Genomic DNA, 20201 nt, shown 5'->3' on the forward strand with positions numbered 1-20201 from the left:
AGCCCTGCTGCAGCAGGATCATGATGGTGGCGCGCTCCTCGGCGCTCAGGTGCTGGTAGAGGGTTCCCATGGGACAGCGGCAGGGTCGGGTGCAAGGCAGATCAGGGGTGTTGCACTTGATTATTGACTCCGCCCGGTCAATAAATTGAAGATCGACCGCTCGTTCATCCGCGACATCGTCCATGACGAGATGGCGGGCCGGCTCGCCCGGACCATGGTGGACATGGCGCATGCCTTGGGCATGACCGCCATCGCCGAAGGGGTGGAGACCGACGAACAGCGCTCGTTGCTGCAAGCCTGCGGATGCGACGAAATCCAAGGCTTTTTGTGCAGCCGACCGCTGGAGGCGGACGCCTTCGTGGCATTTGCCCGCGCCAACGTCCGCGTCTGAGAGCGGACGCAAACGACACCCGGCGCAAAAAACAAAGGCCCGGAGGTGACTCCGGGCCTTTATGCTGCAGGTGTTTGGTAGGCGCGATTGGACTCGAACCAACGACCCCCACCATGTCAAGGTGGTGCTCTAACCAGCTGAGCTACGCGCCTGTTGCGTCTAGCACATCGGTGCGTCGACAGAACCGAAACTATAGCAGAAAAACGGGCCGATCGCCGTCAGCGGCGCCAGACTTTCTGCACCCCCGGAACGTCGGTGAGCACCGCCATCACGCGGCTGACGCGGGTCGCGTCGCTGACCTCCACGGTAAAGGTCATCCATGCCACACCTTTGACGGATTGGGTTTGCACGCCGATGACGTTGATCTTCTCGCGCGCAAAGGCTTCGGAAATGTCGCGCAGCAGGCCTTGGCGGTCCTGGGCCTGCACGCCCACATCCACCGCATAGACGGGGGCATGGGGCCCTGCGGGGGCGCTACCAGACCACTCCACCTCGATCACCCGGCCGGGCTGGCGGCGGGCCAGGGCCAGAAAGTCGGGGCAGTCGGCGCGGTGCACACTCACACCCTTGCCGCGGGTGACGAAGCCGCATATCTCGTCGGGCGGCGCCGGCTTGCAACAGCGCGCCAACGTGGTCATGAGGGCACCCACGCCCACCACCAGCACCCCGCCGGGGCGCCCGCCGGGGTGGCTGCGCGCCTTTTTCAGCACCACTTCGTCGGGCGGCGGGGGCGGCTCGGCGCGGTGGAGCTGCTGCTCGATGGCACGCAGCGTCAAAGCCTCCTTGCCCACGGCTTCGAACAGGTCGTCCGGGGTCTCGAACCCCAGCTCCAGCGCCAGGTCTTCCAGCTTGACGGCGGTTTTGCCTTCGCGCTGCAGCAGCCGCTCGACCTGCTCGCGGCCCCGCGCGATGTTGTCGGCCGCAGCCTGCGCATTGAACCAAGCGCGCACCTTGGCCTTGGCGCGGTGGCTGACCAGGTAGCCCGCCTCGGGGTTGAGCCAGTCGCGCGACGGCCCGCCCTCCTTGGCCGCGACGATTTCCACCGTCTGGCCATTGGCCAGCGGCGTGTTCAACGGCACCATCTGCCCATCCACGCGCGCGCCGCGGCAGCGGTGGCCCAGATCGGTGTGCACGGCGTAGGCGAAATCGACCGGCGTGGCACCCTTGGGCAGCTCGACGATGGCCGCCTGCGGCGTCAGCACATAGATGCTGTCGTCGAACAGGCCGTGCGACAGGCCACTCAAGTCGTGCTGCCACGCCAGCAACTGGCGCAGCACCGCAATCTTGGCGTCGTAGGACGACCCGGCGGTCACGCCGGCGTAGCCCTTGGTGCCGGCCTCCTTGTAGGCCCAGTGCGCCGCCACGCCGTGCTCGGCGTGCTCGTGCATGGCGCGCGTGCGGATTTGGATCTCGAAGGCCCGCCCCTGCTCGTCGCGCACCACGGTGTGCAGGGACTGGTAACCGTTGGGTTTGGGCTTGGCGATGTAGTCGTCAAACTCGTCGGGCACCGGCGAGAAATGCGCATGCACCCACGCCAGCACCCGGTAGCAGTCGTCCACCGTCTCGACGATCACGCGCAGCGCACGCAGGTCGTAGACCTGGTCGAAATCGAGCGACTTGCCGCGCATCTTCTTGACGATGCTGTAGATGTGCTTGGGCCGCCCCTGTACCTGCGCAGACAGGCCGAGCGCAGCCAGCTCGCGCTCCAGGCGCTGGCGGACATGCTCGACATGCGTCTCGCGCTCGATCCGCTTCTCGTCGAGCAGCCGGGCGATGTGTTTGTAGGTGTCTGGCTCCAGAAAGCGGAAGGCCAGGTCCTCCAGCTCCCACTTGAGCTGCCATATGCCCAGCCGGTTGGCCAGCGGCGCGAACACCTGCAGCGACTCGGCGGCGAGCGAGCGCTCCGGCAAGCGCTTGACGGCGGCGTGGTAGCGCAGCGTCTGCAGGCGCGAGGCCAGCCGCAGCAGCACCACGCGCAGGTCGCGCGAGAAGGCCAACAGCATCTTGCGCACATTCTCCGTCTGCGCGGCATCCAGCGCCGAGGCGGCGGCGTCGGGCGGTGCGCTGCGCCGGCGTGCCTGGCGCTGCAACTGGATGAGCTTGTTGGTCTCGATGGCGACGTCGGCAAACGCCTCGCCGAAGGCCTTGGCGATCATCTCGCGCGGGCGCGCGAGGAAGGGGCTGGCATAAACCAGATACACGCAGGCTTGCAGATCCGGTGTGCCCCCGATACGGCCGAGGATCTGGACCACGGCGTCGGCGTGATCGAGCACGGGCTCGCCCGTGTCCAACGCCTCACCGCTGAGCAGGGGCTCGGCAAACGCCCGCGCGCGCTGCAGTGCGCGCTCGTCGTCGCTGCCGTTGGCGGTGGCAAGTGCGGCCGTGATCGCCGTGGCCGCGCCGGGGACTTCGTCCTCGTGGGTGGGGCGGCTGATCATGGCGCCAGCAGAAAGTCCCGCACGACCCGCACCTGGTCCTCCTGCACCAGGGTCGGGGCGTGGCCCACCCCGGCAAACTCCACCAGCCGCGCGCGCGGGCCGCGCTGCGTCATGGCAACGGCGGTGGCGCGGGACAGCAAATCCGACTCGGCCCCGCGCAACAACAGTGTGGGACAGGTGATGGCGTCGTACATCGCCCACAGGCCCGCCTCGCCCGCCTGCTGCGCGGCGGAGCGGGCCTGGGCAGCGGCAACGGGGTCGGCCGCCTGGGCCGCGCGCTGGGCGTCCAGCAGGGCGCGAAATGGCACCGCGATGGCCGGGTCGTAGTGCAGGGTCCACCCCCCCGCGACCGGTCGCAGCATGGGGCGCGTGAGCGCCAGCCACTGCTCGGGCGTGTGCGGACCGAAGGTGCTGGACACCTGCCAGAGCGCGTCCGCAGCGGCCTGCTCGCTCGGGTAGACGGGTTGCTGGCCCAAATACCGAGCGATGCGTTCCAGCGACGCGGGCTCGATCACCGGCCCGACATCGTTGAGCACCAGCCGGTGCAGGCCCATGGCGGGCTGCGACGCCAGCGCCATGCCGATCAACCCGCCCATGCTGGTGCCCACCCAGTCGATGCGCAGCGCATAGGGCTCGGCGGTGCCACTCGCCTGGGCGTGGCGCTGGCGCAGGTGGGCCAGCAACACCGCCAGATCGTTGACGTAGGTCGGAATCTGGTAGGCCATCGGATCTTCGAGCCAGTCGCTCTGACCGCGGCCGGCCACATCCACGCACACGACGGCCGCGTGGGGCGCCAGCGTCCGCGCCAGCGCATCGAAGTCGCGGGCCTGACGCGACAGACCGTGCACGCACACGACGACATGGGCCGGGTGGGCCGTTGGGGTGGCATTCCATTCCCACCAAGCGATGCGACGGGGCTCTCCATGCGCAGCGCGGGGGCCAGGAACGGCCAGGTGATGCAGCGTCGGTTCCATGGGCATGTGTGGCTGATAATGCGTGCGATTTCGTCGACGTCGATCACCACATCGTAAAGGAATTGGAGCGCGCACCATGCTGAAGCACAAGACCGCCCTCGTCACCGGATCCACCAGCGGTATCGGGCTGGGCATCGCCAAGGCCCTGGCCCGCCAAGGGGCCAACATCGTCCTCAACGGCTTTGGCGATGTGGACGGGGCGCGGGCGGAGATTGCCGCGCTGGGCGTGGACGTGCTCTACCACGGCGCCGACATGAGCCGGCCAGCCGAGATCGAGGACATGATGCGCGCCGCCGCCGATCGTTTCGGCCGCGTGGACATTCTGGTCAACAACGCGGGCATCCAGCACGTGGCGGCGATCGAGGACTTTCCGCCGGAGCGCTGGGACGCCATCATCGCGATCAATCTGAGCAGCGCCTTTCACACCACACGGCTGGCGCTGCCGGCCATGAAGGCCGCCAACTGGGGGCGCATCATCAACGTTGCCTCGGTGCATGGACTGGTGGCCTCGGCACAGAAGTCCGCCTACGTGGCCGCCAAGCACGGCATCGTGGGGCTGACCAAGGTCGTGGCGCTGGAGACGGCCACCACCGGCGTCACCTGCAATGCGATCTGCCCGGGCTGGGTGCTGACGCCACTGGTGCAAAAGCAGGTGGACGCCAAGGCCGCGGCCCTGGGCATCAGCAACGAGGAAGCCACGCGGCTGCTGTTGGGCGAAAAGGAGCCCTCGATGCAATTCACCACGCCCGAGGAGTTGGGCGAACTCGCGGTGTTCTTCTGCTCGCCGGCGGCCAACAATGTGCGCGGCGTAGCCTGGAACATGGACGGCGGCTGGGCCGCGCAATGACGGGCCGGGTCACTTCAGCAGGCGCACGGCCCCCGAGACGGTGACCTGCAGCAACGCCTGCCCCGGCTCCACCGGCAGCGCGGGCGTGGCCTCTGCGACGTTGGCGGCCATGGCGCGCAGCAAGGGGCGCGGCTCCGGCCCTGGGGTCTGCGTTCCGACGTGGACCTCGCGCAGCTCGTAGCCCTGAAAACCGAAGGCTCGCGCCACCTCCGCGGCCTGTTGGCGAAAGGCCTCGATCGCCTGCGCGCGCACCGCCGCTTCGGCTTGCCGGGCGGCCTCGCGGCTGAGCGACATTCGCAGCCCGGTGACGGCCATGCCCGGCAGTTCGGCCGCCAAGGCAGCAACGCCCGCCAGGTCTCTTCCCTGCAGCAGCAGCTCAGCACTGCCCTGCCAGCCGGTGATCTGCCCGTCGCGCCCATAGCGCGGCTGGACCTGAACGCCGCCGCTGGCCACCTCCAGCCGCCCGGCCCGCTCGCGCGGGCGGATGTGCGCCAGCGCCTGCTCGAGCACCCGCCCCAGGTGCGCTTGTACGGCGGCAGCATCAGGGGCTTGGTGGCGCACCGCCACGGTGATGGTGATCCAGTCCTGGGGCAGGCGCTGCTCGGCCTGGGCACTGAGGTGCACGACATTCGCTTCCGGCCCCCCCTGCGCCCATGATGACGGCAACGCAGCCAAGAACAGGGTGCACACGACGGCGCGTGCCAGCAGCGACCCGCGCAGCCGGCGATGCGAAAGGACTGCGCGGCTGGCGGGGGTGGGCGGGGTGATTCGGTCATACGGCATGGGGCGCTCCAGGGGCAACCGCAAGCCCGCAGTGTGCCACCGGCCGGTGCTGCCGTGCGGGCGGCGGTGCTGTCAGCACGGGATTTTCGGGCCACAATGCCCGCATGAACACGCGCCGCCCGGACCGCCTCGTCATCGTGGACGACGACACCCGCATCCGCGAACTGCTGCACCGCTACCTGAGCCAGGAGGGCTTCGAGGTGTTGTTGGCCGAAAACGGCCAGCGACTGGACCGCCTGCTGCTGCGCGACCCGGTGGACCTGATCGTGCTTGATCTGATGTTACCCGGAGAGGATGGGCTGTCCATCTGCCGGCGTCTGCGCGCCAGCGGCGACCATACGCCCATCGTCATGCTCACGGCGAAGGGGGAAGACGTGGATCGCATCGTCGGCCTCGAACTCGGCGCCGACGACTACCTGCCCAAGCCCTTCAATCCGCGCGAGCTGCTCGCGCGCATCCATGCCGTGCTGCGCCGCCGCCCCCGCCCCGAGGCCCCGGGGGCCGCCGCCGCGGACAAGGCCGTGGTGCACTTCGGGCCGTTTGCCTTCGATCTGGGCCAGCGCATCCTCACCCGCGACGGTGTCGAGGTGCCGCTGACCACGGGCGAGTTCGCCATGCTCAAGGCCCTGGTGCGCCACCCGCGCCAGCCGATGTCGCGTGACAAGCTGGCGCAACTGGCGCGCGGACGAGAGTTCGAACCCTTCGACCGCAGCCTGGACGTGCAGGTCTCGCGCCTGCGCAAGCTGATCGAGCCCGACCCCGCCAACCCGCGCTACATCCAAACGGTCTGGGGGGTGGGCTACATGTTCGTGCCGGACGACTGATGAGCCTGTTCTGGCGCAACTTTCTGCTGCTGTCGGGGTTGCTGCTGCTTAGCGTGCTGGCGTGGTTTCAGACCTTTCGCACGCTGGAGCAGGAGCCCCGCGCCCTGCAGAGCGCGCAAGCCCTGGCCTCGCTGGTCAACCTGACGCGCGCGGCCCTCATCTACACCGACCCCATCGCCCGCGTGGCACTGGTCAAGACCTTGGTGGATGAGGAGAACGTGCGCATCGCGGTGCGCGACGAGCACGACACCTACACGCCGTTCGAGGCCGACTCGCCGGGCCACCGGGTCGCGGTGGCCCTGGTCGAGCGCCTGGGCCCCGGCACCATCGTGGCGCGGGAGGTCAACGGCTTCGATGGGCTGTGGATCGGCTTTGCCATCGAGGGGGAGAAGTATTGGCTGCTGGCCGACCCCTCCCGACTGGACGCTGTGCGCGGACGCACCTGGCTGGCCTGGCTGGCGACGGCATTGGCCTTGTCCATGGTCGGTGCGGCGGCGATCACGCGCTTGATCAACCAACCCCTGCAGCGGCTCGCCCAGGCCGCCGCGCGCGTGCGCGACGGGGATTTTGACGGCGCGCGGCTGGACGACAACCTGCCCACGCGCGAGATCGCCGGCGTCAATCGGGCCTTCAACCGCATGGCCGAGCAGCTCGCCCGTGCCGAAGCCGACCGCCGCCTGATGCTGGCAGGCATCTCGCACGACCTGCGCACCCCGCTGGCGCGGCTGCGACTGGAAATCGAGATGGGCGTGCCGGATGCCTCCACGCGGGCCCGCATGGCCGACGACGTGGCGGACGTGGACACCATCATTGGCCAGTTTTTGGAATACGCGCGCGAGCGCCCGGCCCACCTGGACGCGACGCCCATCGCCGTTGCGCTGGAGCGGGCGGCCGCCCCCTACCGCCAGCGCGACGACGTCGAGCTGCGCGTGCGCGCCCCGGAGGGGCTGCACGCCATGGCCGATGCCACGGCCTTGCAGCGCGTACTGACCAACCTGTTCGAGAACGCCACGCGGCACGGCCGCAGCGCCGATGGCCGCGCGCGCATCGACGTCCAGGTCGTGCGGCAGGGCGAATGGATCGAGCTGGAGGTACGCGACCACGGCGCGGGCACGGCGCCGGAAGCGCTGCCGCGACTGACCGACCCCTTCTACCGCGCGGAAAGCGCGCGCACCACGCCGGGCAGCGGCCTGGGGCTGGCGATCGTGCGGCGCGCACTGGAGCGTATGGGGGGCGAGTGCCACATCCGCAACGCCCCGGGGGGTGGCCTGTCGGTAACACTGCGGCTGCGCCCCGCTTGAACTGGTTGCGCCCGCAGGGGGCAACCGCGTCAGACGCAGGGCGCGCGCTGCAACAGCACCACCGCACGCGCCTCGATGCACAGCCCCTGGCCAGCGGGGCCCAGCCGCTCGGCGGTCTTGGCCTTGACGTTGACGGCCTGCGGCGGCAGGTCCATGCAGGCGGCGATCTGGGCTTGCATGGCCGCGCGATAAGGGCCCAGACGAGGCGCCTGAGCGATGACGGTGGCATCGACGTTGACCGGCCGCCATCCCCGTTCACGAACGGCGGCGCGCGCTTCGACGAGCAGCCGGGCCGAATCCGCACCGCGCCAGCGCTCGTCCGTATCGGGAAACCAGGTACCAATATCGCCCAGGCCCGCCGCGCCCAGCAGCGCATCCGTGATGGCGTGCAGCAGCGCATCCGCATCGGAATGGCCCAGCAGCCCGCGGTCGAACGGGATCTCCACCCCGCCCAGCACCAGGCGCCGGCCTGGCACCAGCGCATGGACATCCCAGCCTTCGCCAATGCGCCAGGCCGGCGAGTCGGATGCGGTCAACAAGGCCTGCGCCACGGCAAAGTCCTCCGGGTAGGTCAGCTTGAGGTTATGGGTGCTGCCGCGCACCAACTGCGGACGGGCACCGCAGCGTTCGAGGGCACTGGCTTCGTCCGTGATGCCGGCAAAACCCATATCGCGGTGGGCCTGCAGGGCGTCACGCAACGCGCCCAGGCGAAACATCTGCGGTGTCTGCGCCAGCCACTTGCCCTCGCGCGGCAGGGTGCGTTCGCTGCGGCCCTCGGCGACCGACTCTTTGAGCGTATCCGCCAACGGCACCGCCAGCAGCCCGCCCACGGGGTCGTCACGGCAGGCGTCGATGAGGGCCTGGATGTCCGCCGGCCGCACCAGACAACGGGCCGCGTCGTGCACCAGCACCCAGTCGTGGTCGCGCGCACCGGCCCGGGCGAGAGCCGCCAACCCGTTGAGCACGCTCTCGGCGCGGGTCGCACCGCCGACGCGCCAGACCCGCACCCGCGCATCCCAGCCGAGCGGGGTGTCGTCCTGCGGTGCCAGCACCACCCCCACGCCCACCAGCGCGGGCACCGCCATCAAGGCTGCCAGGGTGTGGTCGATCACCCGGCGCCCTGCGATCACATGGTATTGCTTGGGCGTGTTCAGGCCCGCCCGGCTGCCGCTGCCCGCCGCCGGCACGAGCGCATAGCAGCGGACCGCGCCCCCCGCGTCCGAGGGCCACGGCACGCCAGCGCCGTCCGTCGCTCGGGGAAGCTGCAGGGTATGCGCAACATTCGCATCCGTCATGGCCGTGGATTCTAGAATGCAGCCCCTCATGGAACTTCCCCGCCTCACCCCTGGCAAGCGCTTCCAGTCGGCGCGCCCCGCCCCATCGGCCGATGCGATGGTGCTCGCCGCCCTGGCCACGCGCGAGAAGGCCGCCGGCCGCCCCACGGCCATCGTCACCGCCGACGCGGCGGACGCCCAGCGGCTACTCGCCGAGCTGCCATTTTTCGAGCCCGGGCTGCGCTGCGCGCTGTTTCCGGACTGGGAGACCCTGCCCTACGACACCTTTTCGCCACACCAGGACCTGATCTCGGAGCGGCTGGCCACGCTGTGGCGCATCCAGCAGCGCGCGGCCGACGATGGCGCCGACGTCATCCTGGTGCCGGCCACGACGGCGCTGTACCGGCTGGCGCCGCCGTCGTTTTTGGCGGCCTACACCTTTGCCTTCAAAACCGGGCAAAAGCTGGACGAAGCGCGCCTGCGCGCCCAGCTCACCCTCGCCGGCTACCAGCACGTCACCCAAGTCGTCAGCCCGGGCGAGTACGCGGTGCGCGGCGGGCTGATCGATCTCTTCCCCATGGGGTCGCCCATGCCGTACCGCGTCGATCTGTTCGACGACGAGATCGACTCCATCCGCACCTTCGATCCGGACACGCAGCGCAGCCTCTACCCCGTGCCTGAGGTGCGCCTGCTGCCCGGGCGCGAGTTTCCGATGGACGATGCGGCACGGGCGCGCTTTCGCGCCCGCTGGCGCGAACTGCTCGAGGGCGATCCGACCAAAAGCCGCCTGTACAAAGACATCGGCAATGGCGTGGCCACCGCGGGCATCGAGTACTACCTGCCGCTGTTCTTCGACGAGACGGCCACCGTCTTCGACTACCTGGGCGCGGACGCGACGCTGGTGTGGCACGGCGACCTGGACGAGGCCTTCCAGCGGTTTTGGCAGGACACTCGCGAGCGCTACCGCCTGGTGCAGGGCGATCCGGAACGCCCCGCCCTGCCGCCGGAGACCTTGTTTTTGGACGCCGAGGGCTTTTACGCCCGTGCCAAACCGCACGCCCAATGGGCGCTGCGCCCTGCTGCGGCCGGGCAAGCGCTGGCAGCGTGGCCCGGTGTCATCGACGCGCTGCCCGACCTGACCGCACAGCGCGGCGCCGACGACCCGCTGGAGCGGCTGCACGTCCACCTGCGGCGCACCACCGCCCGGGTGCTGATTTTGGCCGAAAGCGATGGCCGGCGCGAGAGCCTGCTGGACTTTCTGCGCTCCAGCCGGCTCGATCCCCCGGTCTTCGACGACCTGGCGTCCTTCCGCGCCAGCACCGAGCCGGTGGGCATCGCCACCGGGCCGCTGGCCGCGGGGTTCGCCTGGCCCGAGGCCGGCATCGAGCTCGTCACCGAGACCGAACTGTTCGCCGCCGGTCCGACCGTGCGCCGACGGCGCAAGCAGGAACAAACCAGCGATGTCGAAGCGCTGATCAAAGACCTAAGCGAGCTGCAATTGGGCGACCCCGTCGTGCACGCGCAGCACGGCATCGGGCGCTACCGCGGGCTCGTCAACCTGGACCTGGGCGAAAAAAACCCCGACGGCACGCCCGCCCTGCAGGAGTTTTTGCATCTGGAATACGCGCAGGGCGCAACCCTCTACGTGCCCGTGTCGCAACTGCACCTGATCAGCCGCTACACCGGCGTCAGCGCCGAGGAGGCGCCGCTGCATCGCCTCGGCAGCGGCCAGTGGGACAAGGCGCGGCGCAAGGCGGCCGAGCAGGTGCGCGACACCGCCGCCGAGCTGCTCGACGTTTATGCCCGCCGCGCCGCGCGCGAAGGCCACGCCTTCCGCTTCGACGCCAAGGACTACGAAGCCTTTGCCAACGACTTCGGCTTCGAGGAGACGCCGGACCAGCGCGCCGCCATCCACGCCGTCATCCAGGACATGATCAGCCCGCGACCGATGGATCGGCTGGTCTGCGGCGACGTCGGCTTTGGCAAAACCGAAGTGGCGCTGCGCGCGGCCTTCGTCGCGGTCACCGGGGGCAAGCAGGTCGCCTTCCTGGCCCCGACGACGCTGCTGGCCGAGCAGCACTACCAAACACTGGTGGACCGATTTGCGCGCTGGCCGGTGCGCATCGCGGAAATGAGCCGCTTTCGCACCGCCAAAGAGATCAGCGCCGCGCTCAAAGGCATCGCGGACGGCACCATCGACATCGTCGTTGGCACCCACAAGCTGCTGTCGGAAAAGACCCAGTTCAAGAATCTGGGACTGCTGATCATCGACGAGGAACACCGCTTCGGCGTGCGTCACAAGGAAGCCATCAAGGCGCTGCGCGCCGAGGTGGACGTGCTGACGCTGACCGCCACACCCATCCCGCGCACGCTTGGCATGGCGCTGGAGGGACTGCGCGATCTGTCGGTGATCGCCACGGCGCCGCAGCGGCGGCTGGCGATCAAAACCTTCGTGCGCGAGGAAAACGCCGGCGTCATCCGCGAGGCGGTGTTGCGCGAGCTCAAGCGCGGCGGGCAGGTGTATTTCCTGCACAACGAGGTGGAAACCATCGAGAACCGTCGCGCCAAGCTGGAGCAGCTGCTGCCCGAGGCACGCATCGGTATCGCCCACGGCCAGATGCCGGAACGAGAGCTGGAGCGCGTCATGCGCGACTTCGTCGCCCAGCGCTTCAACCTGCTGCTGTGCTCCACCATCATCGAGACCGGCATCGACGTGCCGACCGCCAACACCATCGTCATCAGCCGCGCCGACAAATTCGGTCTGGCTCAACTGCATCAACTGCGCGGGCGCGTCGGCCGCAGCCACCACCAGGCCTACGCCTACCTGCTCGTGCCCGACATCGAGGGGTTGACCAAGCAGGCCGCGCAGCGGCTGGAGGCGATCCAGCAGATGGAGGAGCTGGGCAGCGGCTTTTACCTCGCGATGCACGACCTGGAGATCCGCGGCGCCGGCGAGGTGCTGGGCGAGAACCAGAGCGGCAACATGATGGAGGTCGGCTTTCAGCTCTACAACGAGATGCTGGCCGAAGCCGTGCGCAGCCTGCGCGAGGGCAAGGAGCCGGACCTGCTCAAACCCCTGGCCGCGACCACCGAGATCAATCTGCACGCCCCGGCCCTGCTGCCGCAGGACTACTGCGGCGACGTGCACCTGCGCCTGAGCTTCTACAAAAAGCTGGCCACCGCCAAGACCAACGAGCAGATCGACGCGCTGGTCGAAGAAATCGTCGACCGCTTTGGCAAGCTGCCGCCACCCGCGCAACATCTGATCGACGTGCACCGGCTGCGTGTGCTGGCGAGCCGCTACGGCGTGGTCAAGATCGATGCTGCCCCGTCGCACGTGCTGATCAGCTTTCGGCCCAATCCCCCGGTGGACCCGATGCGCATCATCGAGCTGGTGCAGAAAAACCGCCAGGTCAAACTGGCGGGCAATGACCGTCTGAAGATCGAGCGCGCCCTGCCCGAACCCGCCGCGCGCGCCCAGTTGGTGCGCGACGTACTGCGATCGCTGGGCCAGCCTTTGGCCACCGAAACCGCATGACCCCTGCCGAGATGCCCTTTCCCACCCCGCGCCACACCTGGCTGGACGATGCGCAGGCGTTGCTGACCGGCACGCTGATCGTGGCGCTGGGGCTCGTGCTGTTTCGGCACGCCGGCTTCGTCACCGGCGGCACGGTGGGGCTGGCATTCGTGCTGCACTACGCCAGCGGCTGGCCGTTTGGCGCGCTGGTGTTTGCGATCAACCTGCCGTTCTACGCGCTGGCCTGGGTGCGCATGGGGCGCGCGTTCACGCTCAAGACGGTGCTGGCGGTGGCGCTGCTGGCCGCGTTCACCGAGGTCATGCCGCGCTGGATCGTCATCGGCCAGCTCAACCCCTGGTTTGCCGCCGTGGCCGGCGGGCTGCTGATCGGCGTCGGCTTCATCATCCTGTTTCGCCACCGGGCCAGCCTCGGCGGCTTCAACACCCTGGTGCTGTGGCTGCAGGAGCGCTACGGCTGGCGCGCCGGCGTGGTGCAGCTGGCCATCGACGTCACCATCCTGCTCGCGGCCATCCCCTGGGTCGGCCCGCTGCAGCTGCTGCTGTCGGTGCTGGCCGCGGCGCTGATGAACCTGACGCTGGCCATCAACCACAAGCCCGGGCGCTATGTGGCGTACTGACGGACCGCCACGCCACCCCGCGATAATGCCGCCCATGACCCCTCTGACCGACATCGCCCCCGGCCTCGCCGTGCGAGGTATCACCCCGCCGCTGCGCCTGCGCGACTTCCGGCTGATCGCCTTCGACATGGATTCCACGCTGATCAACATCGAGTGCGTGGACGAGATCGCCGACGCCGCCGGGCGCAAAGCCGAGGTCGCCGCCATCACCGAGGCCGCGATGCGCGGCGAAATCACCGACTACAAGGAAAGCCTGCGCCGCCGCGTGGCGCTGCTGGCCGGCGTGCCGGTGCAGCACCTGGAGGACGTGTATCGCCAGCGCCTCAAGCTCAACCCCGGCGCGGCCGAGCTGGTGTTGGCGTGCAAGGCCGCGGGGCTCAAAGTGCTGCTGGTCAGCGGGGGCTTCACCTTCTTCACCGACCGGTTGCGCGAGCGGCTGGCGCTGGACTTTGCGCGCAGCAACAAGCTGGAGATCGTCGACGGGCGCCTGACCGGCCGGCTCGTGGACCAGCACTGGGGTGACATCTGCGACGGCGCGGAGAAGCGCCGCACGCTGCTGCAGGCGTGCGACCTGATCGGCTGCACGCCCGAGCAGGCCATCGCGATGGGCGACGGCGCCAACGACCTGGAGATGATGGCCGCCGCGGGCCTGGCGGTGGCCTACCGCGCCAAGCCCAAGGTGCGCCAGCAGGCCCACGTCGCGATCGACATGGGCGGGCTGGATCGGCTGCTGGAGGTCGTGCGGCCCTGAGCCACCGAGTCATTTCATGCAAATCGGAAAGTCGACTTTCCGGTTTGCATGATCTTTCGGCCCGCGGGCCGGTCATCCATCGGATGCCGACCCACGGGTTGCTCAAACCGGCTCCGGCACGCTCGGCAGACCCGACAGCGCCATCGCCAGCTCGCGCTCGTCGTAGGTCTCGTCCTTGAGCTCGCCGGCGAAGTACTTCTGGTACGCGGCCATGTCGAAGTGGCCGTGGCCGCACAGGTTGAACAGGATCGTCTCGCTGCGGCCCTCGCGCTTGCAGCGCAGCGCCTCCTCGATCGCGCCCTTGACGGCGTGGTTGGCCTCCGGCGCCGGCACGATGCCCTCGCTGCGCGCGAACAGCACGCCGGCCTCGAAGCACTGCGTCTGCGTGTAGGCCACCGCCTCGATTAGGTCCAACTCCTTCAGGTGCGACACCAGCGGCGCCATGCCGTGGTAGCGCAACCCGCCGGCGTGAAACGGCGGCGGCGTGAAGGTCGAGCCCAGCGTGTGCATCTTGGTCAGCGGGGTCAGGTGCGCCGTGTCGCCGAAGTCGTAGGCGTACTTGCCGCGCGTCAGTGACGGGCAGGCCGCCGGCTCCACCGCCACCACGCGCGGCCGCGCCCCGCCGCGCAGCGCGTGGCCGATGAACGGAAACGCGATGCCGGCGAAATTGCTGCCACCGCCGGTGGCGCCGACGATCACGTCCGGCCAGGCGTCGGCCATCTGCAGCTGCTCCATCGCCTCCAGGCCGATGACGGTCTGGTGCAGCAGCACGTGGTTGAGCACCGAGCCGAGCGCGTACTTGGTGTCCTCGCGCTGCGCAGCCAGCTCCACCGCCTCCGAAATCGCGATGCCGAGGCTGCCCGGGTGATCCGGGCGCTGCGCCAGCACGCGCCGGCCATATTCCGTCTCGGTGGACGGCGACGGCAGGCAGCGCGCGCCGTAGGTTTCCATCACCGCGCGGCGGTAGGGCTTCTGGTCGTAGCTGACGCGCACCTGGAACACCAGCACCTCCAGCCCGAACAGCTGCCCCGCGAACGACAGCGACGTGCCCCACTGGCCGGCGCCGGTCTCGGTGGTCAGCCGCTTGGTGCCGGCCTGCGCGTTGTAAAACGCCTGCGGCACCGCGGTGTTGGGCTTGTGGCTGCCGGCCGGGCTGACGCCCTCGTACTTGTAGAAGATCTTGGCCGGCGTGCCCAGGGCCTTTTCCAGCCGATGGGCGCGAAACAGCGGACTCGGCCGCCAGAGGCGGTAGATCTCGCGTACCGGCTCGGGAATCTCGATCTCGCGCTCGGTGCTGACCTCCTGCAGGATCAGCTCCATCGGAAACAGCGGCGCCAAGTCGTCGGGGCCGACCGGCTGCAGCGTGCCCGGGTGCAGCACCGGCGGCGGGGCCTTCGGCAGGTCCGCGGCGATGTTGTACCAGTACTTGGGCATCTGGCTTTCCTGCAGCAGGAACTTGGTCGGCGTCGTCACGGGGGATCTCCTCGAGGATCGGATACGGTGGGGGGTGGCCGGGCACAATCGGGCCATGGGCCGCATCCGCCATTTTGTACGCGAAGCTTCGATCACCCTGACGCTGGCGCTTGGGGTTTTCCTGGGGGTGCAGGCGTGGCTGACGCGCGCCACGCCCGAGCGCTGGGCGCCCGAAGGCACGCTGGCGTGGCTGATGCCGGACGGCACCGAGGGCCGCGGCAGCTGGACCGACCTGCGCGCGCAGCTCGGCGCCGGGGCCGATGCGCCGTTGGCGCTGCACGTCTGGGCCACCTGGTGCGGCATCTGCCGCGCCGAGGAAGGCACCGTCACCGCGCTGGCGGCCGAGCGGCCGGTGGTGACGCTGGCCACGCGCAGCGGCGATGCGGCCGCCGTGCGCGCTCACCTGCGCCAGCGCGGCCTGCCGTGGGTGACGGTGCTGGATGCGGACGGACGCCTCGCCGCCGCGCACGGCTGGCGCGCGGTGCCGGTGTTTGCCGTGCTGGACGCCGGCGACCGCCTGCGCCACGTCACGGTCGGCTACACCACCGGCCTCGGCATGCGGCTCAGGCTGTGGGCGGCGTCGCTGCGGTGGTCACGCGCGCAAGGATGATCATCCCAGCGCCGCCGCCAGCCGCCGCACCCCCTCGCGAATGCGATCCTCGTCCACCGTCGCAAAGCTCAGCCGCAGCGTCGCCGGGTCGGGATCACGGGCGAAGAACGGCGCCCCCGGCACGAAGGCCACGCCCTGCTCGATGGCCCGGCGCGCCAGCTCCCCGCCGTCCGTCGCCCGGCCATCCGCACCGGTCAGCCGCGCCCAGACGAACAGCCCACCGCGCGGCGGCACGAAGTCGATCGCCGCGCCCAGCTCCTGCCGCAGCGCCTCCACCATCGCCGCGGCACGGCGGGCGTAGATGCCGCGCACGCGCGCCAGCGTCGCCGGCATGCGGCCACTGGCCAGGTACTGCGCCGCGGTGGCCTGCGCGAAGGTGCTGGTGTGCGCGTCGCTGAACTGCTTGCACATCGTCGCCTTGGCCAGCAGCTCGGGTGGGGCCACCATCCAGCCGATGCGCAGGCCCGGTGAGAGCACCTTGCTCAGGCTGCCGCAGTGCACGAGGCACTCCCGGCTGCCGGGCACCTCGTGGCTCAGCGCCAGCAGGCTGGGCGGCGGCGGGGCGTCGAAGTAGAGGTCGCCGTACGGGTCGTCCTCCACCACCAGCGTGCGGGTGCGCACGGCCAGCTCCAGCACGCGGCGGCGGCGCTCCAGGCTCATCTGCGCCCCGCTCGGGTTGCCAAACGTCGGGATCAGGTAGACGAACTTCGGCCGGTGCTCCTCGATCAGCCGCTCCAGCGCCTCGACGTCGGCACCCTGCCCGTCCACCGGCACCGTCAGCAGCTGCGCGCCGTAGAGGCGGAAGCACTGGATGGTGGCGAGGAACGTCGGCGCCTCGACGATCACCTTGTCGCCCGGCGACACGAGCGTCTTGCCGATCAGGTCCAGCGCCTGCTGGCTGCCGGTGGTCACGATCAGGTCGGTGGGCGCCACGCCACGCGCACCCTTGGCCGCCATGAAGGCAGCCAACTGCTCGCGCAGCGGATCGAAGCCCTCGGTGGCGCCGTACTGCAGCGCCGCGCCCGGGTTGGCCTCCAGCGCCGCCAACGTCGCGGCGCGGATGCCCTCGACGTCGAACAGCGCCGCATCCGGAAAGCCGCCGGCAAAGCTGATGATGCCGGGCTTGCCCAGCAGCTTGAACAATTCCCGGATCGCCGAGGTCTCGACGTGGGCCAGCCGATCGGCCAGCCGCACCGGGGAGGCGGGCGCGTGATCCGTCATCGCGTATCCTTGCAAGGCACGTGCATGCGAAGGCGCCGCAGCCCCGAGGGGCCCGGCGCCGCCATCTGGGTCATGAAACCGCGCGACATCGAAGCCTTCTTCTCGGCCCTGCAGGCCGAGCGGCCTCAGCCGCAAAGCGAACTGGAGTATACGAGCGTGTTCGAGCTGCTCGTCGCGGTGATGCTGAGCGCCCAGGCCACCGACCGCAGCGTCAACCAGGCCACGCGGCGGCTGTTTCCCGTGGCCAACACGCCGCAGGCGATCCTTGCGCTCGGGCAGGAAGGGCTGGAAGCGCACATCCGCACCATCGGCCTGTACCGCAGCAAGGCGCGCCACGTGATCGAGACCTGCCGCCTGCTGCTGGAGCGCCACGGCGGCGAGGTGCCGCGCCGCCGCGAGGAGCTGGAGGCCCTGCCCGGCGTCGGCCGCAAGACCGCCAACGTGGTGCTCAACGTCGCCTTCGGCGAGCCGACGATGGCGGTGGATACGCACATCTTCCGCGTCGCCAACCGCACGGGGCTCGCCCCCGGCAAGACGCCGCTGCAGGTCGAGCAGGGGCTGCTGCAGCGCGTGCCCGAGCGCTTTTTGCGCGACGCGCACCACTGGTTGATCCTGCACGGGCGCTACACCTGCACCGCGCGCGCGCCCAAGTGCGGCGCGTGCAGCGTGGCGGCATGGTGCGACCATGCCAAGGCGCAGACGCAAGCGTCACCCCAGATCCGCAAGTCGCGCCGGACCCAGACCACCCCCAGATGAGCCCCCTCCGCCCGCTGCCCTGGTTGGAGCCCGGCGACCCTTTCCCGCCCGCGGAGCGGGCCTGGGGGCGGCGGGACCCTGTCCCCGGACTGCTCGCGGCCGGCGGCGCGCTGGACACCCCGACCCTGCTGCAAGCGTACCGCCACGGGGTGTTCCCATGGTACAGCGAGGGGCAGCCCATTCTGTGGTGGAGCCCCGACCCGCGCATGGTGCTGCGACCGTCGCGCTTTCACCTCAGCCATTCGCTGCGCAAGGCGCTGCGCGCCGCGCTGCGCCACGGGCGGCTGGAGATCCGCCTGGACAGCGCATTCGATGCCGTGATCGACGCCTGCGCCCACACACCGCGCCCCGGACAGGACGGCACTTGGATCGTCCCGGAGATGATGGCCGCCTACCGCGCGCTGCACCGCGAGGGCCACGCGCACAGCGTCGAGACCTGGTGGGATGGGCGGCTGGTAGGTGGCCTGTATTTGGTGAACATTGGTCGCGCAGTGTTTGGCGAATCGATGTTCAGCCACCGGGTGGACGCCTCCAAAATGGCGCTGGCGGCGCTGGTGGCGGCGTGCCGCGCCTGGGGCGTACCCTTGATCGATTGCCAGCAGAACACCCGCCATTTGGCGTCGCTCGGGGCTGCCGAGGAATCGCGCAACCTTTTTTTGCAGGAGGTTCGCCAGGCCATCGATGCGCCGTCCCCCGCATGGCGCTGGGATTGCCTATACTGGGACCGGCTGTGGCCCGACGCGCCGCTGGACACGCCGCCCACCATCACCTCCTCGACACCCTTGTGACCCGCCTGCACGAACTGCCCCTGACCGCCGTGCAGTTCTATGCCACGGCGCCCTACCCATGCAGCTATCTGCCGCAGCAGCTGGCGCGCTCGCAAGTGGCCACCCCGAGCCACCTCATCCAGGGGGAGACCTACTCCCGCCTCGTGGCCAGCGGGTTTCGACGCAGCGGCCTGTTCACCTACCGGCCCCATTGCGACGGCTGCCAGGCGTGCATCCCCTTGCGCGTGCGCGCCGCGGAGTTCACCCCCAACCGCAGCCAGCGCCGTGCTTGGCGTGAACACGCCACATTGCACGCGCGGGTCATGCGCCTAGGCTACTCGCCTGCGCACTACGCGCTGTACCTGCGTTACCAGCGCAGCCGCCACGCGGGGGGCGGCATGGACCACGACAACGTCGAGCAGTACAGCCAGTTCCTGCTGCAAAGCCACGTCAACTCGCGACTGGTGGAGTTTTGGGCCCGGGCCGGCGCGGACACCCCGGACCGGCTGGTGATGGTGTCCCTGATCGACCTGCTCGACGACGGCCTGTCCGCGGTCTATACCTTCTACGACCCGGACTGGCCCGGCTCGCTGGGCACCTACGGTGTGCTGTGGCAAATCGAGCAGGCCCGCCGTTTGCACCTGCCTTATGTGTACCTGGGGTATTGGATCGCCGACAGCCCCAAAATGGCCTACAAGGTCCGTTTTCGGCCGCATGAGCTCTACCGGGATGGCCGCTGGCAACTGGCGTTTTGAGGATGGGCCGTCATTTCATCTGGTAAAATCGGCTGTCGAGATTTCCGACGACAGCCATGCGCAAAACGGACGACACCCTCCCTCCACGACCCAGCGTGCAGGTGCTCGAGCGCATGTTCGCCCTGCTGGACGTCCTGTCGCGACACGAGGATCCGGTATCGCTCAAAACGCTGGGCGAAGAAACCGGCTTGCACCCCTCTACCGCCCACCGCATCCTCAACGATCTGGCGATCGGCCGCTTCGTGGAACGCCCTGAACCCGGCATGTATCGGTTGGGTCTGCGCCTGCTGGAGCTGGGCAACCTCGTCAAGGCGCGGCTGGATGTGCGCGAAGTCGCCGTCGGCCCGATGCGCGAATTGCACCGCCAAATCCAGCAGCCGGTCAACCTGAGCGTGCGCCAGGGCGACGAGATCGTCTACATCGAGCGCGCCTACAGCGAGCGCTCGGGCATGCAGGTGGTGCGGGCCATTGGGGGGCGGGCGCCGCTGCATTTGACCTCCGTGGGCAAGCTGTTCCTCGCGCAAGAGGACCCGCAGCGCCTGCGCGCCTACGCCACGCGCACCGGGCTGGCGGGCAACACACCCAACAGCATCACCCAACTGGCGGTGCTGGAAAAAGAGCTGGCCCTGTGCCGCCGGCTGGGCGTGGCACGCGACAACGAGGAGTTGGAGCCCGGCGTGCGCTGCATGGCCGCCGGCATCCACGACGACCAAGGGCGGCTTGTCGCGGGCCTGTCCATCTCCGCGCCCGCCAACCGCATCGACGAGAGCTGGCTGCCCAAGCTTCAGGCCACCGCGGCGGAGATCAGCGCCGCGCTGGGTTACCGCGGCGAGCGCTCCTGACCAGCCCTCGTCCGACCCACCGTCATCCTGTCCGCCCCT

The 20201-nt window shown here is 69.6% G+C and carries 18 protein-coding genes, 1 tRNA gene and 1 pseudogene; 12 read left to right on the forward strand and 8 right to left on the reverse strand.

The features are described 5' to 3' along the window. Positions 1-184 (reverse strand): annotated as a pseudogene (locus ACK4TH_RS08510) (hypothetical protein); the annotation flags it as partial. Between the two features lie 6 nt (positions 185-190). Here ACK4TH_RS08510 and ACK4TH_RS08515 point away from each other — a divergent pair. Next, positions 191-391, forward strand: coding sequence for an EAL domain-containing protein (locus ACK4TH_RS08515; protein WP_409625064.1), 201 nt, complete (start codon positions 191-193; stop codon positions 389-391). 75 nt (positions 392-466) lie between these two features. On the opposite strand, the gene ACK4TH_RS08520 is transcribed toward ACK4TH_RS08515, so the two are convergent. The 3 genes from ACK4TH_RS08520 to ACK4TH_RS08530 all read right to left on the reverse strand — a co-directional run bounded on the left by ACK4TH_RS08520 (position 467) and on the right by ACK4TH_RS08530 (position 3803). Then, positions 467-543, reverse strand: a tRNA-Val gene (locus ACK4TH_RS08520). Between the two features lie 66 nt (positions 544-609). Next, the gene (locus ACK4TH_RS08525; protein ID WP_409625067.1) at positions 610-2829 is read right to left on the reverse strand and encodes a RelA/SpoT family protein; all 2220 of its coding nucleotides are present in this window, start codon (positions 2827-2829) and stop codon (positions 610-612) included. Continuing rightward, entirely contained in the window at positions 2826-3803 is a 978-nt protein-coding gene (locus ACK4TH_RS08530) for an alpha/beta fold hydrolase (RefSeq protein WP_409625170.1), read from the reverse strand. Before ACK4TH_RS08530 ends, ACK4TH_RS08525 begins: the two co-directional genes overlap by 4 nt. A 76-nt stretch (positions 3804-3879) precedes the next feature. Between ACK4TH_RS08530 and ACK4TH_RS08535 the strand changes: the two genes are divergently transcribed. Next, a complete protein-coding gene (locus ACK4TH_RS08535; RefSeq protein WP_409625070.1) occupies positions 3880-4650 on the forward strand; it encodes a 3-hydroxybutyrate dehydrogenase in 771 nt (256 codons plus the stop codon). 9 nt (positions 4651-4659) lie between these two features. On the opposite strand, the gene ACK4TH_RS08540 is transcribed toward ACK4TH_RS08535, so the two are convergent. Then, a complete protein-coding gene (locus ACK4TH_RS08540) occupies positions 4660-5433 on the reverse strand; it encodes an SIMPL domain-containing protein (RefSeq protein WP_409625073.1) in 774 nt (257 codons plus the stop codon). Between the two features lie 104 nt (positions 5434-5537). Between ACK4TH_RS08540 and ompR the strand changes: the two genes are divergently transcribed. Then, positions 5538-6257 (forward strand): two-component system response regulator OmpR, encoded by a 720-nt coding sequence (gene ompR, locus ACK4TH_RS08545; protein WP_409625076.1) that lies wholly within the window; start codon positions 5538-5540, stop codon positions 6255-6257. After that, positions 6257-7558: an ATP-binding protein gene (locus ACK4TH_RS08550; protein ID WP_409625080.1), complete on the forward strand. Its 1302-nt coding sequence runs from the start codon at positions 6257-6259 to the stop codon at positions 7556-7558. Before ompR ends, ACK4TH_RS08550 begins: the two co-directional genes overlap by 1 nt. A gap of 29 nt (positions 7559-7587) precedes the next feature. Here the strand turns inward: ACK4TH_RS08550 and ispD are convergent, their stop codons facing one another. Then, the gene (ispD, locus tag ACK4TH_RS08555) at positions 7588-8853 is read right to left on the reverse strand and encodes a 2-C-methyl-D-erythritol 4-phosphate cytidylyltransferase (RefSeq protein WP_409625083.1); all 1266 of its coding nucleotides are present in this window, start codon (positions 8851-8853) and stop codon (positions 7588-7590) included. A 28-nt stretch (positions 8854-8881) separates the two neighbouring features. Between ispD and mfd the strand changes: the two genes are divergently transcribed. From mfd to serB, 3 genes are read left to right on the forward strand one after another with little or no spacing between them, the layout of a single operon-like run. Beyond that, the gene (gene mfd / locus ACK4TH_RS08560; protein ID WP_409625086.1) at positions 8882-12370 is read left to right on the forward strand and encodes a transcription-repair coupling factor; all 3489 of its coding nucleotides are present in this window, start codon (positions 8882-8884) and stop codon (positions 12368-12370) included. Beyond that, complete coding sequence (locus ACK4TH_RS08565) at positions 12367-12987, forward strand: YitT family protein (protein WP_409625089.1); 621 nt, start codon at positions 12367-12369, stop codon at positions 12985-12987. The genes mfd and ACK4TH_RS08565 overlap by 4 nt, the downstream gene beginning before the upstream one ends. A 34-nt stretch (positions 12988-13021) precedes the next feature. After that, complete coding sequence (serB, locus tag ACK4TH_RS08570) at positions 13022-13738, forward strand: phosphoserine phosphatase SerB (RefSeq protein ID WP_409625092.1); 717 nt, start codon at positions 13022-13024, stop codon at positions 13736-13738. A 102-nt stretch (positions 13739-13840) separates the two neighbouring features. On the opposite strand, the gene ACK4TH_RS08575 is transcribed toward serB, so the two are convergent. Continuing rightward, entirely contained in the window at positions 13841-15211 is a 1371-nt protein-coding gene (locus ACK4TH_RS08575) for a TrpB-like pyridoxal phosphate-dependent enzyme (RefSeq protein ID WP_409625095.1), read from the reverse strand. Between the two features lie 55 nt (positions 15212-15266). Here ACK4TH_RS08575 and ACK4TH_RS08580 point away from each other — a divergent pair, with 55 nt between their 5' ends. Continuing rightward, complete coding sequence (locus ACK4TH_RS08580) at positions 15267-15821, forward strand: redoxin family protein (RefSeq protein ID WP_409625098.1); 555 nt, start codon at positions 15267-15269, stop codon at positions 15819-15821. Here ACK4TH_RS08580 and ACK4TH_RS08585 read toward each other — a convergent pair whose 3' ends face one another. Beyond that, positions 15822-17015, reverse strand: a complete 1194-nt coding sequence (locus ACK4TH_RS08585; RefSeq protein ID WP_409625173.1) for a PLP-dependent aminotransferase family protein — start codon at positions 17013-17015, stop codon at positions 15822-15824. A gap of 99 nt (positions 17016-17114) precedes the next feature. On the opposite strand from ACK4TH_RS08585, the gene nth reads away from it, so the two are divergent. Genes nth through ACK4TH_RS08605 form a run of 4 tightly spaced genes read left to right on the forward strand, consistent with a single transcriptional unit; the run spans position 17115 to position 20162 of the window. Further along, complete coding sequence (gene nth, locus ACK4TH_RS08590) at positions 17115-17798, forward strand: endonuclease III (protein WP_409625102.1); 684 nt, start codon at positions 17115-17117, stop codon at positions 17796-17798. Next, entirely contained in the window at positions 17795-18586 is a 792-nt protein-coding gene (gene aat / locus ACK4TH_RS08595; RefSeq protein WP_409625105.1) for a leucyl/phenylalanyl-tRNA--protein transferase, read from the forward strand. The genes nth and aat overlap by 4 nt, the downstream gene beginning before the upstream one ends. Further along, positions 18583-19320, forward strand: coding sequence for an arginyltransferase (locus ACK4TH_RS08600; protein ID WP_409625108.1), 738 nt, complete (start codon positions 18583-18585; stop codon positions 19318-19320). The genes aat and ACK4TH_RS08600 overlap by 4 nt, the downstream gene beginning before the upstream one ends. Positions 19321-19376: 56 nt before the next feature. Beyond that, the gene (locus tag ACK4TH_RS08605) at positions 19377-20162 is read left to right on the forward strand and encodes an IclR family transcriptional regulator (RefSeq protein ID WP_409625111.1); all 786 of its coding nucleotides are present in this window, start codon (positions 19377-19379) and stop codon (positions 20160-20162) included. Positions 20163-20201: the final 39 nt, after the last annotated feature.

The organism is Tepidimonas sp., from assembly GCF_046292505.1.
In the GTDB taxonomy this organism is placed as follows: Bacteria; Pseudomonadota; Gammaproteobacteria; order Burkholderiales; family Burkholderiaceae_C; genus Tepidimonas.

What these genes read in the sequence shown, in the direction of transcription:
- ACK4TH_RS08530 (WP_409625170.1), bottom strand. Translation starts at nt 3,803, where the DNA reads ATGGAACCGACGCTGCATCACCTGGCCGTTCCTGGCCCCCGCGCTGCG.
- ACK4TH_RS08515 (WP_409625064.1), top strand. Translation starts at nt 191, where the DNA reads ATGGCGGGCCGGCTCGCCCGGACCATGGTGGACATGGCGCATGCCTTG.
- serB (WP_409625092.1), top strand. Translation starts at nt 13,022, where the DNA reads ATGACCCCTCTGACCGACATCGCCCCCGGCCTCGCCGTGCGAGGTATC.
- ACK4TH_RS08535 (WP_409625070.1), top strand. Translation starts at nt 3,880, where the DNA reads ATGCTGAAGCACAAGACCGCCCTCGTCACCGGATCCACCAGCGGTATC.
- ispD (WP_409625083.1), bottom strand. Translation starts at nt 8,853, where the DNA reads ATGACGGATGCGAATGTTGCGCATACCCTGCAGCTTCCCCGAGCGACG.
- ACK4TH_RS08550 (WP_409625080.1), top strand. Translation starts at nt 6,257, where the DNA reads ATGAGCCTGTTCTGGCGCAACTTTCTGCTGCTGTCGGGGTTGCTGCTG.
- mfd (WP_409625086.1), top strand. Translation starts at nt 8,882, where the DNA reads ATGGAACTTCCCCGCCTCACCCCTGGCAAGCGCTTCCAGTCGGCGCGC.
- ACK4TH_RS08605 (WP_409625111.1), top strand. Translation starts at nt 19,377, where the DNA reads ATGCGCAAAACGGACGACACCCTCCCTCCACGACCCAGCGTGCAGGTG.
- ACK4TH_RS08525 (WP_409625067.1), bottom strand. Translation starts at nt 2,829, where the DNA reads ATGATCAGCCGCCCCACCCACGAGGACGAAGTCCCCGGCGCGGCCACG.
- ACK4TH_RS08565 (WP_409625089.1), top strand. Translation starts at nt 12,367, where the DNA reads ATGACCCCTGCCGAGATGCCCTTTCCCACCCCGCGCCACACCTGGCTG.
- ACK4TH_RS08540 (WP_409625073.1), bottom strand. Translation starts at nt 5,433, where the DNA reads ATGCCGTATGACCGAATCACCCCGCCCACCCCCGCCAGCCGCGCAGTC.
- ompR (WP_409625076.1), top strand. Translation starts at nt 5,538, where the DNA reads ATGAACACGCGCCGCCCGGACCGCCTCGTCATCGTGGACGACGACACC.
- ACK4TH_RS08580 (WP_409625098.1), top strand. Translation starts at nt 15,267, where the DNA reads ATGGGCCGCATCCGCCATTTTGTACGCGAAGCTTCGATCACCCTGACG.
- aat (WP_409625105.1), top strand. Translation starts at nt 17,795, where the DNA reads ATGAGCCCCCTCCGCCCGCTGCCCTGGTTGGAGCCCGGCGACCCTTTC.
- nth (WP_409625102.1), top strand. Translation starts at nt 17,115, where the DNA reads ATGAAACCGCGCGACATCGAAGCCTTCTTCTCGGCCCTGCAGGCCGAG.